This window comes from Mesorhizobium escarrei, from assembly GCF_935825525.1.
In the GTDB taxonomy this organism is placed as follows: Bacteria; Pseudomonadota; Alphaproteobacteria; order Rhizobiales; family Rhizobiaceae; genus Mesorhizobium; species Mesorhizobium escarrei.
Genome location: NZ_CAKXZT010000142.1, coordinates 78181 through 92260 on the forward strand (window position 1 = coordinate 78181; position 14080 = coordinate 92260).

Annotated in this window: 14 protein-coding genes and 2 pseudogenes; 7 read left to right on the forward strand and 9 right to left on the reverse strand. The window is 61.1% G+C overall.

The window, feature by feature from the left end:
• Window positions 1-3: 3 nt before the first annotated feature.
• The gene (locus NMG80_RS23785) at window positions 4-1344 is read left to right on the forward strand and encodes an ATP-binding response regulator (protein WP_254020360.1); all 1341 of its coding nucleotides are present in this window, start codon (window positions 4-6) and stop codon (window positions 1342-1344) included.
• A 339-nt stretch (window positions 1345-1683) separates the two neighbouring features.
• Window positions 1684-1887, forward strand: a pseudogene (locus NMG80_RS23790) (transposase); the annotation flags it as partial.
• Between the two features lie 9 nt (window positions 1888-1896).
• On the opposite strand, the gene NMG80_RS23795 reads toward NMG80_RS23790, so the two are convergent.
• Window positions 1897-2274, reverse strand: a complete 378-nt coding sequence (locus tag NMG80_RS23795) for a VOC family protein (protein ID WP_254020361.1) — start codon at window positions 2272-2274, stop codon at window positions 1897-1899.
• A gap of 42 nt (window positions 2275-2316) precedes the next feature.
• Window positions 2317-3000, reverse strand: coding sequence for a response regulator (locus tag NMG80_RS23800; RefSeq protein ID WP_254020362.1), 684 nt, complete (start codon window positions 2998-3000; stop codon window positions 2317-2319).
• 157 nt (window positions 3001-3157) lie between these two features.
• Here NMG80_RS23800 and maiA point away from each other — a divergent pair, with 157 nt between their 5' ends.
• On the forward strand, window positions 3158-3808 hold the full coding sequence (gene maiA, locus NMG80_RS23805; protein WP_254020363.1) for a maleylacetoacetate isomerase: 651 nt from the start codon (window positions 3158-3160) through the stop codon (window positions 3806-3808).
• Between the two features lie 32 nt (window positions 3809-3840).
• A complete protein-coding gene (locus NMG80_RS23810) occupies window positions 3841-4881 on the forward strand; it encodes a zinc-dependent alcohol dehydrogenase family protein (RefSeq protein WP_254020364.1) in 1041 nt (346 codons plus the stop codon).
• 62 nt (window positions 4882-4943) lie between these two features.
• On the opposite strand, the gene NMG80_RS23815 is transcribed toward NMG80_RS23810, so the two are convergent.
• The 4 genes and pseudogenes from NMG80_RS23815 to NMG80_RS23830 all read right to left on the reverse strand — a co-directional run bounded on the left by NMG80_RS23815 (window position 4944) and on the right by NMG80_RS23830 (window position 6993).
• Window positions 4944-5444, reverse strand: a complete 501-nt coding sequence (locus NMG80_RS23815) for a MaoC family dehydratase (protein WP_254020365.1) — start codon at window positions 5442-5444, stop codon at window positions 4944-4946.
• Between the two features lie 241 nt (window positions 5445-5685).
• Entirely contained in the window at window positions 5686-6114 is a 429-nt protein-coding gene (locus NMG80_RS23820; RefSeq protein WP_254020366.1) for a phasin family protein, read from the reverse strand.
• Between the two features lie 96 nt (window positions 6115-6210).
• Window positions 6211-6369 (reverse strand): annotated as a pseudogene (locus NMG80_RS23825) (DUF445 family protein); the annotation flags it as partial.
• A gap of 6 nt (window positions 6370-6375) precedes the next feature.
• On the reverse strand, window positions 6376-6993 hold the full coding sequence (locus tag NMG80_RS23830) for a hypothetical protein (protein WP_254020367.1): 618 nt from the start codon (window positions 6991-6993) through the stop codon (window positions 6376-6378).
• Window positions 6994-7137: 144 nt separating this feature from the next.
• Between NMG80_RS23830 and NMG80_RS23835 the strand changes: the two genes are divergently transcribed.
• Window positions 7138-8430 (forward strand): DUF445 domain-containing protein, encoded by a 1293-nt coding sequence (locus NMG80_RS23835; protein WP_254020368.1) that lies wholly within the window; start codon window positions 7138-7140, stop codon window positions 8428-8430.
• On the forward strand, window positions 8415-9026 hold the full coding sequence (locus NMG80_RS23840; protein WP_254020369.1) for a hypothetical protein: 612 nt from the start codon (window positions 8415-8417) through the stop codon (window positions 9024-9026). The genes NMG80_RS23835 and NMG80_RS23840 overlap by 16 nt, the downstream gene beginning before the upstream one ends.
• 13 nt (window positions 9027-9039) lie before the next feature.
• On the opposite strand, the gene NMG80_RS23845 is transcribed toward NMG80_RS23840, so the two are convergent.
• The 3 genes from NMG80_RS23845 to NMG80_RS23855 all read right to left on the reverse strand — a co-directional run bounded on the left by NMG80_RS23845 (window position 9040) and on the right by NMG80_RS23855 (window position 12932).
• Window positions 9040-11898, reverse strand: a complete 2859-nt coding sequence (locus tag NMG80_RS23845; RefSeq protein WP_254020370.1) for a cation-translocating P-type ATPase — start codon at window positions 11896-11898, stop codon at window positions 9040-9042.
• A 333-nt stretch (window positions 11899-12231) separates the two neighbouring features.
• Complete coding sequence (locus tag NMG80_RS23850) at window positions 12232-12552, reverse strand: DUF5132 domain-containing protein (protein ID WP_254020371.1); 321 nt, start codon at window positions 12550-12552, stop codon at window positions 12232-12234.
• Window positions 12553-12668: 116 nt separating this feature from the next.
• Entirely contained in the window at window positions 12669-12932 is a 264-nt protein-coding gene (locus NMG80_RS23855) for a DUF5132 domain-containing protein (protein ID WP_095494486.1), read from the reverse strand.
• A 532-nt stretch (window positions 12933-13464) separates the two neighbouring features.
• Here NMG80_RS23855 and rirA point away from each other — a divergent pair.
• Window positions 13465-13926 carry an iron-responsive transcriptional regulator RirA gene (gene rirA / locus NMG80_RS23860; protein WP_027156154.1) on the forward strand — a complete coding sequence of 154 codons (462 nt, stop codon included), beginning with the start codon at window positions 13465-13467 and terminating at the stop codon, window positions 13924-13926.
• The last annotated feature ends 154 nt before the right edge of the window (window positions 13927-14080 follow it).

Below are 14080 nucleotides of genomic sequence, written 5' to 3' on the forward strand. Positions count from 1 at the left end.
TTTATGCCGCTCAGGAACATCAACGACCTGGAGAAGCTGAAGAAGATCAACGCAGCCCTTGTCAGCCGCGTCGAGCGCTCGATGGATCAGCAAGGCAACGCGTTCTCGCTGTTCCAGACCGCGATTTCGCTCGAGAATCGCGTGCGTACGCGCACCGAGGAACTGCACTCGACACTGCGTAGACTGGAACAATCCAACATCGATTTGAGCGCGGCCAAGGAAAACGCCGAACTGGCGAACCTGTCCAAGACAAGGTTCCTGGCGGCCGCCAGCCACGACGTGCTGCAACCGCTGAATGCCGCGCATCTCTCCGTCTCGGCGCTGGCCGAAGTGCAGACCAGCGACGAGGGTAAAAAACTGGTCCGGCAGGTCGAGCGGTCGCTGGAGACGATGGAGGATCTGCTCCGCACCCTGCTTGACATCTCCAAGCTCGACGCCGGCGTCGTGCAGCCCGATATCGGCGACGTCAGCCTGGAGATGCTGTTTTCGTCGCTGCGCTCGGATTTCCTGCCGGTCGCGGAATTGAAGGGCCTGACGCTAAAATTCCGGCCGGTCAACGCCATCGTGCGCTCCGACCGCACCTTGCTGCGCCGCATCCTACAGAACATCCTTTCCAACGCGCTGCGCTACACCCGCTCCGGCGGCGTGCTGGTTGGCACCAGGCATCGTGGCGACACGATCCGCATCGATGTCGCCGATACCGGCTGCGGTATCCCCGACGACCAGCGCGAGGCGGTGTTCGAGGAATTCCACCGCGGCACGATTCCGACCGATGCCGGGCCTGCCGGCGCCGGGCTGGGACTGGGCCTGGCCATCGTGCGCCGCATCGCCGCCGCACTCGGCCATCCCGTGACGTTTTCGTCGAAAGTCGGACACGGCACGATTTTCCATATCGATGTTCCGGTCGGGATCGGCGCCAGCGTCGATGCCATTGCCGGCAGCGCCGAGATGGAGCGGCCGCGCGGCTACGGTCTGTTCGGCACAAAGGTGCTGCTGGTCGAGAACGACGTCGAGGTGCTGCAGGCGATGACGTCGCTGCTCGAGCGCTGGCAATGCCTGGTGCGCCCCGCCACCTCGACCGATGCCGCGATCGAGATGCTCGGCGATACGGACTGGGTGCCGGACATCGTCATCGCCGACCAGCATCTCGACGGCGGCGACCTCGGCACCACGACCATCGCCGAGGTCCGCGATTATCTCGGGCGTGCCGTGCCGGCGCTGATCGTCACCGCCGACGGTTCGGAGACCGTCGCCAAAGCCGCCCGCGGGGCCGGCATCGAGCTGATGCGCAAGCCGCTGAAACCGGCGCAACTGCGCGCGCTTCTGGCGCATCTCCTGGCTTGATCGCTTCTTCCCCTAAGAGACAAGGGCAGAAGACCGCGAGCCGTCCTGATCCGCTTCCAGCACCGTAGGCGCCGCGGCATCCCCGAAGCCATTGCGGGGAAGTCTACCGGCCATATACCGAATGCGGTCGACCGACTGGGGACCTATGAAGAGATCGGAGAGCATTCGAACTTTGCGGCCTACCGCAAATTTCGAGGCAAGTGTTCAACACGTTATGAAGCAACCGCTGCGCACGGCGAAAGGTAGTGTGCGGATGGTTCTGCAAAATGGCTGAGAGCAGGCGGTCATGGCAGGCTGGTGATTGTTCACGTCACCTGATTCCCGCGAAGGAACGCCACCATGACCAAGACAGAAGCCAAATCGACCAGCGCTGCCGTCAAAGACATTCTGCTATCGAACCCGGACGGACTGCACGAAGTGAACCTTGCGGTGATGCAGGAGGTTCTGGAGGCCGAGATGGAGGAGGCGCTGGGTGCCTCGAAGGGTGAGCAGACACCGGAGCGGCTGGGCTACCGCTCGGGCTATTACCGCCGCACCCTTGTCTAGATATTTTTACAGCTGGTTGCTGACTTCGACCAGGTTCCCGTCGGGATCCCTAAAATAGACGGACAGAATGGTACCGGCTGCTCCAGAGCGTTCGCCCGGCCCGGCGACGATATTGATGCCTTGCGCCGAGAGCTGCTTCACCACCTCGTCGATCGGCGTATCGGTGAGCACACAGAAATTGCCGCTGCCCGGCACCGTGTCGCGTGCGATGTCGGGAAAGGCACGTGCGTCCTGAAGACTGATCTTATTGGCGCCGAAGTGGAGCGACCATTTGCCAGGCCGCTCCTGTCGCGGCTCCATGCCAAGCACCCGTTCGTAGAAGCGGCAGGCGCGCTCGACATCATCGACCGCAAGAACGATATGATCGAGCGCCGTGACTTTCATCGTGCCCGTCCTGTCGTGCGAACGTCTATCCGCAGCCGGTGCCTAAAACCCCGCCTGGCCGCGAAACAGCTCGGCGCCGTCGAGCTTCGAAACCTCGATGACGGCTTGCGTCCGGCTGTAGACGTTGAGCTTGCGCAGGATCTCGGAGACATGCGCCTTGACAGTGGTTTCGCCGACCTGCAGCTCGTAGGCGATCTGCTTGTTGAGCAGGCCCTGGCGCAGCATCTGCAGCACCCGCAATTGCTGCGGCGTCAGTTTGGCAAGGCGCTGCACCATCTCGGCGCGGTCGGTGCTGTCGGCGTCCGGCGGCTGGCCTTCATAGGTTTCAGGCACGTAGATCGCACCTTCCATCACCGAGCGGATGGCGGCGGCCAGATCGCTCTTGCGCGCTGATTTCGGGATGAACCCGGCAGCGCCATAGGACAGCGCCTCGGAAATGATCTTGGGCTCCTCATGCCCCGAAACGATGACCACCGGCAGGCGCGGATAGCGGGTCCGAAGCTGCAGCAGTCCGTCGAAGCCATGCACGTCGGGCATGCTGAGGTCGAGCAGCGCGAGATCGAATGGCTTGGCGTCCGCCAGGAGCTCGAACGCCTCGGTGATCGAACGCGCCTCGACAGTGTCGACGTCCGGATAGGCCATTTGCACAGCGCTGTGCAGCGCCTCGCGAAACAGCGGGTGGTCGTCGATGATCAGAAATCGGGCGCGATCGTTGACTGCGGTCATGGCGTTCGTTTCAGTTCAGGGCAGGATAGAATAGCCCAGCGACCATGGCCAGATTATTGGCAAATAGTACATCGCCATCCCTGGCCGAAGGGCGGCGATGGCAATTTCCGGACCATCATGCCTTGCCCGGCCGTCCAAATCGGCCGAATGTCCAGGAATGAGCGACCTCGTCCTGCATAACTACTACCGCTCCTCCACCTCCTACAGGGTGCGGATCGCGCTGGAGATGAAGGGCCTGACCTACCAATATGTGCCGCATCATCTGCGCCATGGCGAGCATCTCGAGCCCGACTATCTCGCGGTCAATCCGCAAGGACTGGTGCCGGCGCTGATCCTCGGCGACGGAACGCTGCTGACGCAATCGCTGGCGATCATCGAATTTCTCGACGAGACCAGGCCCGAACCGCCGCTTTTGCCGCAGGACGCGCCTGGCCGGGCCCGCGTCAGGATGCTGGCGCAGATGATCGCCTGCGACATCCATCCGGTGAACAATCTGCGCGTGCTGACCTCGCTGCGCACCCTGTTCGGCGCCGGCGACGAGGACGTCGCCAACTGGTTCCGGCATTGGGTGAACGAAGGTTTCCAGCCGCTTGAAAAGATTCTGGCTTCCTCGGCCGAAACAAAAACATTCTGCCATGGCGACACGCCGGGGCTGGCCGACATCTGCCTGGCCGCACAGGTCACCAGCAATGCCCGTTTCGGCGTCGACCTGACGCCCTATCCGACGATCGCGCGCATCCACGCCGCCTGCATGGTGCTGCCGGCCTTCCAAAAGGCGGCGCCGGAGAACCAGATCGATGCCGAGTAGAGCAAGTTGGATAAAAGCATGAGGAATTGCCGATGAAAGCCGTCGTCTTCGAAAAATTCGGCGAGGTGCCGACGATCCAGACCGTTGCCGATCCGGAGCCGGCACTGGGCGGCGTTGTCATCAAGGTCGAGGCGACCGGGCTCTGCCGCAGCGACTGGCATGGCTGGATGGGCCACGACGACGGCATCCGCCTGCCGCATGTGCCGGGCCACGAGCTTGCCGGCGTCGTGGCGGCCGCTGGCAGCCAGGTGACCCGCTGGAAGGCAGGCGAGCGCGTCACCGTGCCGTTCGCCGTCGGCTGCGGCCGTTGCTTCGAATGCAGCTCGGGCAACCATCAGGTCTGCGAACACCAGACCCAGCCCGGCTTCACCGGCTGGGGCTCGTTCGCCGAATATGTCGCCATCGACCATGCCGACACCAATCTGGTCCGCTTGCCGGACGAGATGGAATTCGCCACCGCCGCCAGCCTCGGCTGCCGCTTCGTCACCTCGTTCCGCGCCATTGTCGACCAGGGCCGGGTGACGCCAGGCGAATGGGTGGCCGTGCATGGCTGCGGCGGCGTCGGCCTGTCGGCGATCATGATCGCCAGCGCCATGGGCGCCAACGTGATTGCCATCGACCTGACCGACGAAAAGCTGGACTTCGCCAGCAGGATCGGCGCCGTGGCGACGATCAACGCCGCCAGGACGCCGAATGTGGTCAAGGCGGTCAAGCAGATCACCAATGGCGGCGCGCATATGTCGATGGACGCGCTCGGCCATCCGACGACCTCGTTCAATTCGATCGCGAACCTGCGCCGGCGCGGCCGCCATGTGCAGGTCGGGCTGATGCTCGGCGATCACGCCAGGCCGCAAATTCCGATGGACAAGGTGATCGCCTTCGAACTCGAAATCCGCGGCAGCCACGGCATGCAAGCCCACCGCTACCAGGCGATGATGGAGATGATCCGCACCGGCAAGCTGAAGCCCGAACTGCTGGTCGGCAAGCGGATCAGCCTCGAAGAGGCGCCCGCGGCCTTGATGGCGATGGGCGGCTTCGAAGGCATCGGCATCGGCGTGGTGACGAAGTTCTAGCCAAGTCAAGCGCCTCTCCTTCTCCCCTTGTAAGGGGAGAAGGCAAGATTGCGCTTCTTCCCTCACGCCCCTGCCCGCCTGCGCCGCCGCTCATAGAGCATAACCAGCGTTTCGGCGGTCAGCGCCGGCTTCTTCTCACCTTCGATCTCGACCATATTGGCCGCCTTCATCAGATACTGGCCGGGGCCTTTGTCCTCCATGGACAACAGCGTGATGCGCAGCCTGATGCGCGCGCCGGCCCTGACCGGCGCCAGGAACCGCACCCTGTCGAAGCCGTAGTTGAAGACGGCTTGCGTGTTTTCTGGCACGATGCCCATGTCGAGCGCCAGCGCGCCGATGATCGACAGCGTTAGATAGCCATGCGCGATGGTGGCGCGGAACGGGCTCTGCCGCTTCGCCCGCTCTGGATCGACATGGATCCATTGGCGGTCGCCCGTGCATTCGGCGAACTGGTCGATGCGGCTCTGGTCGACCGTCGTCCAGTCAGACACGCCGAGCTCCTGCCCTGTCATCGTCCTGAGCTGTTCGTAGGTCGGCGGCGTCCTCAGCCGTATTTGCGTCATTCCTGCTTTCCCGATCGCTTGCCCTGCCTCCGGACCACGAACCGGCCGCCTCTGTCAATTCGCTCGGCGTGTTCCGCTGCGATATCCTCGGCCGGATCGCGCCAGTGGCGGCTCCAGCGCCGGAAACAGGATTATCGGGCAAGAGGAACTTTGTGCGCCTCGGCGGGGCCAAGGACCAACCAACACCAAGGCTTTCACCAGCCGGGATGACGGGAGATAAGTCCAGCTGCTCGGGAACAGCCTACTTCTTGTCGTAGCCGCTGCGGATTTCCTCCATCGCCTCCTTGATGCGCTCGCGCAGGATCTCTACCGATTCGGCGCCGGATTTCCTGGCCAGTTCGGCCACCTCGCCGGCATTCTTCAATGCGGTCTCGAAGGATTTCCTGGCGAACGCCGTTTGCTTGGCCATCAACTCCCGAGGATCGCCCGGAGCCCGGTAGCTCTGCGCCATGTCGGCGATCTCGTGCAGCGTGTCCTGCAGCATCTCGCGCTGTCGGGAGAGCAGCGACGACGCTCCGGCAGCACTTGCCCTGGCCGACTTTTCCAGTGCTTCGAGGTTCTTGCGATGATGGTTGAGGATCGCCTCGACATCGACGTTCGGCAACTTCAGATCGCGGCCAAACCTGCCGAACATGTCCATGAAGGAGTCGGAATCCGGTCGCTTTGCCATGGTGGCGTCTCCCCTGTTGCTGCGAATGCGGCACCTGAAGAGAACAATAGGGCACTGGAGCCTCACGGTCCATTCGGCCGCGCAATACATCGCGGCTCAGTCGACGAGGAACAGCCGTTCCAAGGTATGGAGCACGACGCCGGCCAGGCCGCCGATGACCATGCCGTTGAAGCGGATAGTTTGCAGGTCCCTGCCGATGTCCATTTCGATCAGCCTGGTCAGTTGGGCAAGATCCCAGCGATTGACCTGATCGGCGGCGCGTCAGTCGCTAGAGGGATTTCGATTCGTCCGATTCGCTGGCGCTTGCATTTCGGGGCCGGAGCCGGACAGCTGCCTGACGACGAACGCATAGAAGAGGAGGGATGATGCCGATCCCGCCCATCGGCCCCTTGTCAATTGCAGAATTCCAAGGCCGCCAAAGACCAGCGCAATAAATGGATTCTTGAGAATTCGTAGCGCACCGAACGCATTCCAGAAGTTTTCGGTGGCCGGACCCAATCCATGGCCTCGCGTCGCCTGGTAGGCGGCCAGACCCAGCAGGCCGATTACGGTCGCTCTGCCCCCTTCCAACGCGGGGTTCCTGTCGTCCGCCTTGCCTCCGCTCGGAGCGGGCGGCTCTCGGCGGGGCGGCGGCGAAAATGTCTCCTGCAGGTCGAACACTTCGCCATCGGCCGCAAATTTGCGAATCGAGGGCAAATCCGTCTTGTGCTCGATGATAAAGCTTCCGGTCATCGGGTTCGCCCTCAAACCGGCAATCTCCGGATAGTTTGAGAGCTTCTCGATCGCCGAGCGGAAATAGGACATGTCGCCGCGGAAATCGGAAACTTTCACCCGAAGCCGCCCCGGCATGGTGTGTTCGACTGTTGCTTTGGGAAGCATGACTCGCCTGCTCGTTGGAACCCTGTTTGCGTCCCCGATGTCAGCTGGTCTTTTCGCCGCACTCCATTGTATTGCCTTCAGCCTCGCATATCGAGGAGTCTTGCACCAGAGCACTCTGCTCACTGATTATACAGGAGTCTCGGTATGCCGGTAGATTCGTCCTCTCCCCTTTCAATCTCCGAACAAGCCACTGACGCGAGCGCCGGGGACGACCAAATCGCCATCCGGCGCCAACGTCGCAACCGCGCCTTCGCCAACGGTCTCCTTGGCTCAATGGCAGCAATCGTCGTAGGCACGCATTGGGTCGATAATCCGGGCTTCGCCACATTGCTGCTGCGGTCAGGTGCCGAGGCTGGCCTGGTCGGAGGGCTGGCGGACTGGTTTGCCGTCACGGCGCTGTTTCGCCACCCTTTAGGTGTTCCGATTCCGCATACCGCTATCATCCCGAACAGCAGGGATCGCATCGCCACAACGCTTGGGCGCTTCATCGAGCGGCATTTCCTCACGGCAGACACTGTCCTTGCCAAGTTGCGCAGTGTTGGTGTCGGACACCGCTTCGCAACCTGGATTGCTCTTCCTTCTAGTGCCGATGCGATCGCCGACACGATCGTCGACGCACTACCATACCTGATCCGATCTGCGGGAAGCCCCGACCTGCTGAATTTCGCCCATCGCACGCTTGGCGAGCAGCTTCGGCAAGCCGACTTTACGCCTGTCCTCGGCCGCGTTCTTCATGCGCTGACGGTCAGCGGAGAAGCCGACGTCGTATTCGACCGCGCCATCCAGGTTGCCGAAAAATTACTCCAGGAGAACAGCGGCCAGATCGAAAAACTTGTGCAGGAACGCAGTCGCTGGTGGATTCCGAAAGCCATAGACCGTCGGATAGCTGCTGCGCTTATTTCAGGTGTGATCGAAGTATTGCACAAGCTGCAGGAGCCTGAAGGTGACGCGCGGCTGAAATTCCGGAAAGCAATTTTGGACCTTATAAACACCCTGCAAACGTCTCCCGAGCAGCGGGAGCAGATAAATGCAGCCAAAAACCGTTTGCTCGAGCATCCCGGCATTCAGGCATGGCTCGGTTCAATCTGGACCGAACTGTCAGAGCTTGCTCTACAGGATTTGCAAACGCCCTCGTCGAAGACGCGCGCCAGCCTTCAGCGTGGGCTTTCCCTGTTCGGACAGGCGCTTGCCACCGATGAGGCAATGCAGAAACACCTCGACTCTGCGCTGGAACGCTTGGCGCTTTATATCGTCACGTGGCGCGGCGAGATCAGCTCCTTCTTCAGCGACGTCGTCAGGAACTGGGACACGAAAGCGCTATCTGACCGCCTCGAACTGGTTGTCGGGAGCGATCTCCAATACATCCGCATGAATGGAACCATCGTGGGCGCGCTCGTCGGATGCCTACTCTATCTTGGGACATGGGCGATTTCCTAAGAAATCGCGCCGCCCGCAAAGCCTGCGACTGTCATCAAGCCTTTGTGAAAATCTCCTATCTCGGTCGCGAATGGCCGCCTTGGCGGCATCAAAGTGAGCGAATCGAGATGCCTCTTCAAAAAACCGCCCGTGTCGTTCACCGCACAGCGGGCCGTCTACGGATCAAAATTCCCGCAGCGCGCTATCAGGTCGCGTTTTTCGCCAATCTGCAGCGAGACCTTCTCGGTGCGGAGGGCATAACCAGCGTGACCGTCAATCCTACGGCCGCAAGCCTGGTGATCGTGCACGATAACAGTGTCGATCCGCTGGCTGCCTGCCGCGGCATTCCGTATCTGACGGTCGAACCGACTCTTCATCCGCTCGTCGTGGCGAATGGTCGGACTGACGGTATGAGCGGGCGCGAACTGGACATGGTGTTCCTGCTGGCAAAGTTTCTGCCTCTTGTCTTCGCGAGGCATCCTGCTGCCCAACTGGCAGAGGTCCTGGCCGAACCGGTACTTCGTGCGGTTGTCGGCACCATGATGCGGCCTCAGTCGCATCGGTCGTCGACTGTGGCGCATGAGCAAGCCGAAGAACCTATGCCGATCGCAGCGTAGGGCGGCGGTGCAGTCACACCGGTGCCGGAAGGTTCGTCTGCTCCTTTGCACGGGTCCAGACCAACTCGCCGTCGGCGGTATCCCGTCGCGATTTCATCCACTCCATTGCCAGGAAGGGAAGAGTTCCGCCGGCGAGGGTAACGATGGCGTCTGTTGCGGTGATCGGCGCTATCCCGAGAAGTCTTCTTAAAAACGGTATTAAGAGGCAGCCGGCCTGAACGGCCATCGACCCCCCAATGATCAGCGAGAGCGCGCGATTGGGCGGTCGGGGGCTGCGATCAAAGATGCTGTGCCTATCGGAACGCGATGTGATGGCATGGAGAAGCTGGGCCATCACCAGGCTTTCGAACGTCATGGTCCTCGTGATTGGAGAATCCAATCCATAGCGCGTGGCGCCGAGAAGGCTCACCGCCATCGCTCCGCCGCTTATGATCGCAGATTGAGCGGCAAGCCGCCCGATTTCACCGCGCCGTAATATCACCGTGTGGTCTTCTTTCGGTGCTTGCCGAAGAATGTCGGGTTCAGGCGCTTCCATCGCCAGTCCGATGCCGGGCAGCACGTCCGAGATCAGGTTTATCCAGAGGAGCTGCATCGGCGAGAGCGGTGCTCCAATGCCGACCGAAGTACCTGCCAAGACCAGCAGCACCTCGCTGAGGTTAGTGCTGACCAGGTAGCGAATGGTTTTCCGAATGTTGCGGTGGGTCGTGCGGCCTGTTTCGATGGCGGTGGCGAGACCGCCGAGGCCACCGGTGTGGATGATGACATCCGCGATTTCCCTTGCGGCATTCATGCTCTGCTGCTGGCCGATCGCAACGCCCACGTCTGCAGCCTTCAACGCAGGGCCGTCATTCACTCCGTCACCAACCATTGCTACGGTTACACCTGCTTCCTGAAGTGAGCGAACGATTTGCAGCTTTTGCGCCGGGCTGACCCGACTGAACGCTTGCGCGCGCCGAGCGGTCTGGGCAAGCTCGCCCGAAGACATGTCTTCGAGGTCCGCGCCATCGACAATCTCCACCTCGCCTCGACCGTTCAGGCCGATAAGCTCGCTAACGGCAGCCGCCGTTGCCTTCTGATCACCCGTGAGCATAATCGTCTGAATGCCGGCCTCGTGCAGCTGGCTCAGCAGTTCGCTGGTACCCGGACGCACCTGATCCGCCATCCCAACCAGCCCGAGCCAGGCAAGATCTCGACCATTATGTCCATTCGGCTTGGAACCTGTGGCCTGTCCACGCGCGACACCCAGTACGCGAAGAGCCTGAGATGCCATTTCGAGATTGACTTCCCCGATGGCGGCGCGCCGTTCCGGAGTGAGTTCTCGCTCGGTGCCGTCCGGCAAGATTTCGATGCTGCAACGCGCCAGGACCTCCTTCGGGCTCCCTTTCATGGCGGTCAGCGTGCCATCTTCCATTGCATGTTGCGTCACCATGAAGCGATAGGTTTCGCTCCTGCGCTGCACGGATATCCGTGCAAAGCGCTTACGCAGAGATGCAACGTCCACGCCACGGTCGAGAGCGGCCTGGACGAGGCAGCCGTCGGTAGGCGAGCCGTTCAAACGCAATCCTTCTTCCGTCTGAACAATCTCGGCATCGTTGCACAGGCAGCATACTTCCAGCACATGGCGCAACGCCTTCCGCGCGCCCCAATCCTCATTGATCGAGTAGGCCCAGTCCTCATTGATCGAGTAGGCATTGTCGCCAATCCTGATCGTATCGACATCGATGTGGCCGAGGGTCAGCGTTCCCGTCTTGTCGAAGCAAACGACCCGCGCTGCCGCAAGCGTCTCGACAGCATCCAGCTTACGGATCAGAACACCTTCACGACGCAGTTTCTCGATGCCAAGAGCGAAGGTGGTCGTCGCCACCATCGGCAGACCTTCAGGGACTGCTGCGACGGCAACAGATATCGCCGAGCGGGCCATCTGGAGAAGACCGATGCCGCGCAGCCAGCCTAAAGAGAAAAGGACTGCGCAAGTGCCCATTGTCAGCCAGCCGAGCCGCTGTCCGAGTTTCTTGAGCTCCCTTTGGAGCGGCGTTTCAGGGGCGAAGGTTGCGCCGACCAGCCGCTGTATTCGTCCCGCTTGCGTGAGCGAACCTGTTGCCACCACGATCGCGCGCCCACCGCCTCCAGTCACGATCGTCCCGCGATAGATCATGTTTGAACGGGACCCAAGAGGCACGTTCATCCGTTCGATAGCACCGACAGTCTTCTGAATGGGTGCGCTTTCGCCCGTCAGCAGGGCTTCACTAACTGTCAAAGCGTCCTCATTCAGCAGACGCGCATCGGCCGGAACTACGTCTCCCCGTTGCACCGTAAGAACGTCCCCGGGAACGATCTGCTGAACTGGGACAGTCGCAATGACGCCTTCGCGCATGATCCGGGCGGTTTGGGGCCCCTTCGCTCCCAAACTTTGGATCGTCCGTTCCGCACGGCTTTCGGTTTGGTAGCCGATGACGGCGTTCAAGCCGACAACTGCGAGAATCACGGCGGCTTCGAATGCGCCGCCGGTGAGAATGGAGACCGATGCGGCACCAAGAAGCATCGCGACCGGCAAGCTTTGAAACTGGTCCGCAAGAATGCTCGCGCGCGACCGTGGCTGAATGTTTTCGAGGATGTTGGGGCCGGTGCTTGCCAACCGCCGCCGAGCTTCATCTCCTGGCAGGCCGGCGTCTGCCGAAGCCTCCAGCTTGAAGCATGATTGTTTTGGCGAAAGCATATGCCACTCCGGCCCGGCATCGGGCATCTCGCCCGGTGCGATGATCTCACCTCGCAATAAAGCGGCGAGATAATCGATGATGGAATCAAGGCCTGACGTCACGTCAAATTGGACGACGACATTTCCGGTCAGATCGCTGGCGGTGATGCTGGACACCCCAGGCGCCGCGTGGCCTCCCCGCTCCAGCAGAGTCTTGACTGAACTTGAGCCTTGCAATCCGCCGATTTTCAGCCTGGCCCGACCCGGAACTGATATATGGATTCGGGTAATGGACACGGCGCTGCGACTATTGGACGACTCGGGATTCCCCGACTCGGCATGCATCCCACGGCACCCTTAAGCTGACTGTTGTACCGAACTCCACAGCAAGAGCTTGCTGGGCAAAACGACTGTGCCCGCGGTGGAATCCTTTGAGGCAACGAGTGGATGGCCTGGCGTGATGCAAAACCCTCACGCCGGTCATGACCCGTTTCAGACGAGTATTGATGCTTAGCTGCCAGAAGACTTTTCTGCAGCTTCGCTCTTACGGGCGCGACGCGCGCCGGTTTCGCTCCTGCCTCCATTGTCCGTTTCCCTGGTCGCTTCGGCCATCTCTGTTCTGGCTTCAGCAACCAAGTCGGACGTCATTTCATTCATCTCAGCAACGGCAACTCTGCCTTGGTCGTAAGCAACCAGACCGGCCTTGAGGACCGCTTTCGAAACAGGACGCAGCACGGATACGGCAAGCGGCGCCAAGAAGGCCGCGCCCAACCCGAAGGCCAAACCCGTTGCTATGTTGCCGCCTTTAAATGCGTCTTCGAGTATCGCCATTGAACTTGCTCCTTGTTAGTGCCCCATTCTTCCTACAGGTACAACGAACCTCCCAAGACTCGCGAACCTCCCAAGACTCGAACCCCAAGACTTCAATTCGACAGCCGCATGTGGTGTCAGGATTGGTCAGCGGATTTCGGTTGCTCAGCCGCGGCCTTACGCGCTTCTTCCACTTCAGCCCGAGCCTCGGCCATGACGTCGCCGGTTCGCTCATTGAGTTCGGCGAAGGCAACTCGCGCTTGATCGTAAGCCACCAATCCAGCCTTGATGGCCGATTTGGCAAATGGCTTGAGAATAGGCGCGAGCATGGGGGCAATGACACCTGCTCCAATGCCAATCGCCAAACCCGTGACGATATTGCCACCCTTCAACAACGCCATGGTCCTCCTCCTTGGAACTTTGTCGTGACGCGACTGGAGCGCGTAAGGTTGGTCCAACGATTTTCCACCGGGATGGTTCCGCGCGAAATCCGAAAATTGTCATCAATTTGTCACCCTCCCGTTACATTCAGGACGGTCTCTGCAACACGGTCCTCTGCAACGAGGGTGGCGACGAAGCCCAGCCAGGCAAAACGGCCCTCGAACGACTTGGCGAGGGCAAGATGAGGACACAGAGCCAAGCGCCGCGGTAGCCACGAACTGGTGCGCCTGAGTGCTGAAAGCTTGTGATCGTATCAGCATCGAATCGGACGGTGATCCTGGCGGGACCGATTGTGAGATCGCTACTGATCGGCCTCGCGTGTCTATTACGACCACTTCCGGCCAAATGCCCGCCCACTGGCTGCCGCCTCACGCTTTCCGCGGTCACGCATGCAAAGTTGACGAGTTAATTCAGCTATAATGCGCTGCCAGTCTGGAATTATTCCAAGGTATAGGCCATATTGAGCTTAAGCTACTGCCTCGTGAGGACAAAATGCGGCTGACACGCCAGACCAACTACGCCATGCGCATCCTGATGTATTGCGCCGCGAATACCGATCGGCTGAGCCGCATCCCGGAGATCGCGGCCGCCTACTCGGTGTCTGAACTTTTTCTCTTCAAGATCCTGCAGCCTTTGGTCGAACATGGTCTGGTCGAGACGGTGCGCGGCAGGAACGGCGGCGTCAGGCTCGGCCGCCCGGCCGAATCGATCACATTGTTCGACGTCGTGCGCGTGACCGAAGAGAGCTTCGCCATGGCCGAATGCTTCGAGAACGACGCCGCCGAATGTCCGCTGGTCGACAGTTGCGCACTGAATTCGGCGCTGCGCGAGGCACTCAACGCGTTCTTCGCCGTGCTTGAGCGCTATACGATCGCCGACATGGTGGCGGCGCGCCCGAACGTGCGGCACCTGCTCGGCATCGACATGCTGGTGCAAAGGGCGCCGGCCGCCTGATCCGGGTCTGGTCGAGCCATAGCCGAACGGCGCTGCCAACTCTCCCTTCTCCCCTTGTTGTGGGAGAAGGTGGCCGCGAAGCGGTCGGATGAGGGGTGTTCCAGCTTGATACTGACGGCACTCCTTCCAACACCCCTCAACCGTCTTGGCGCTG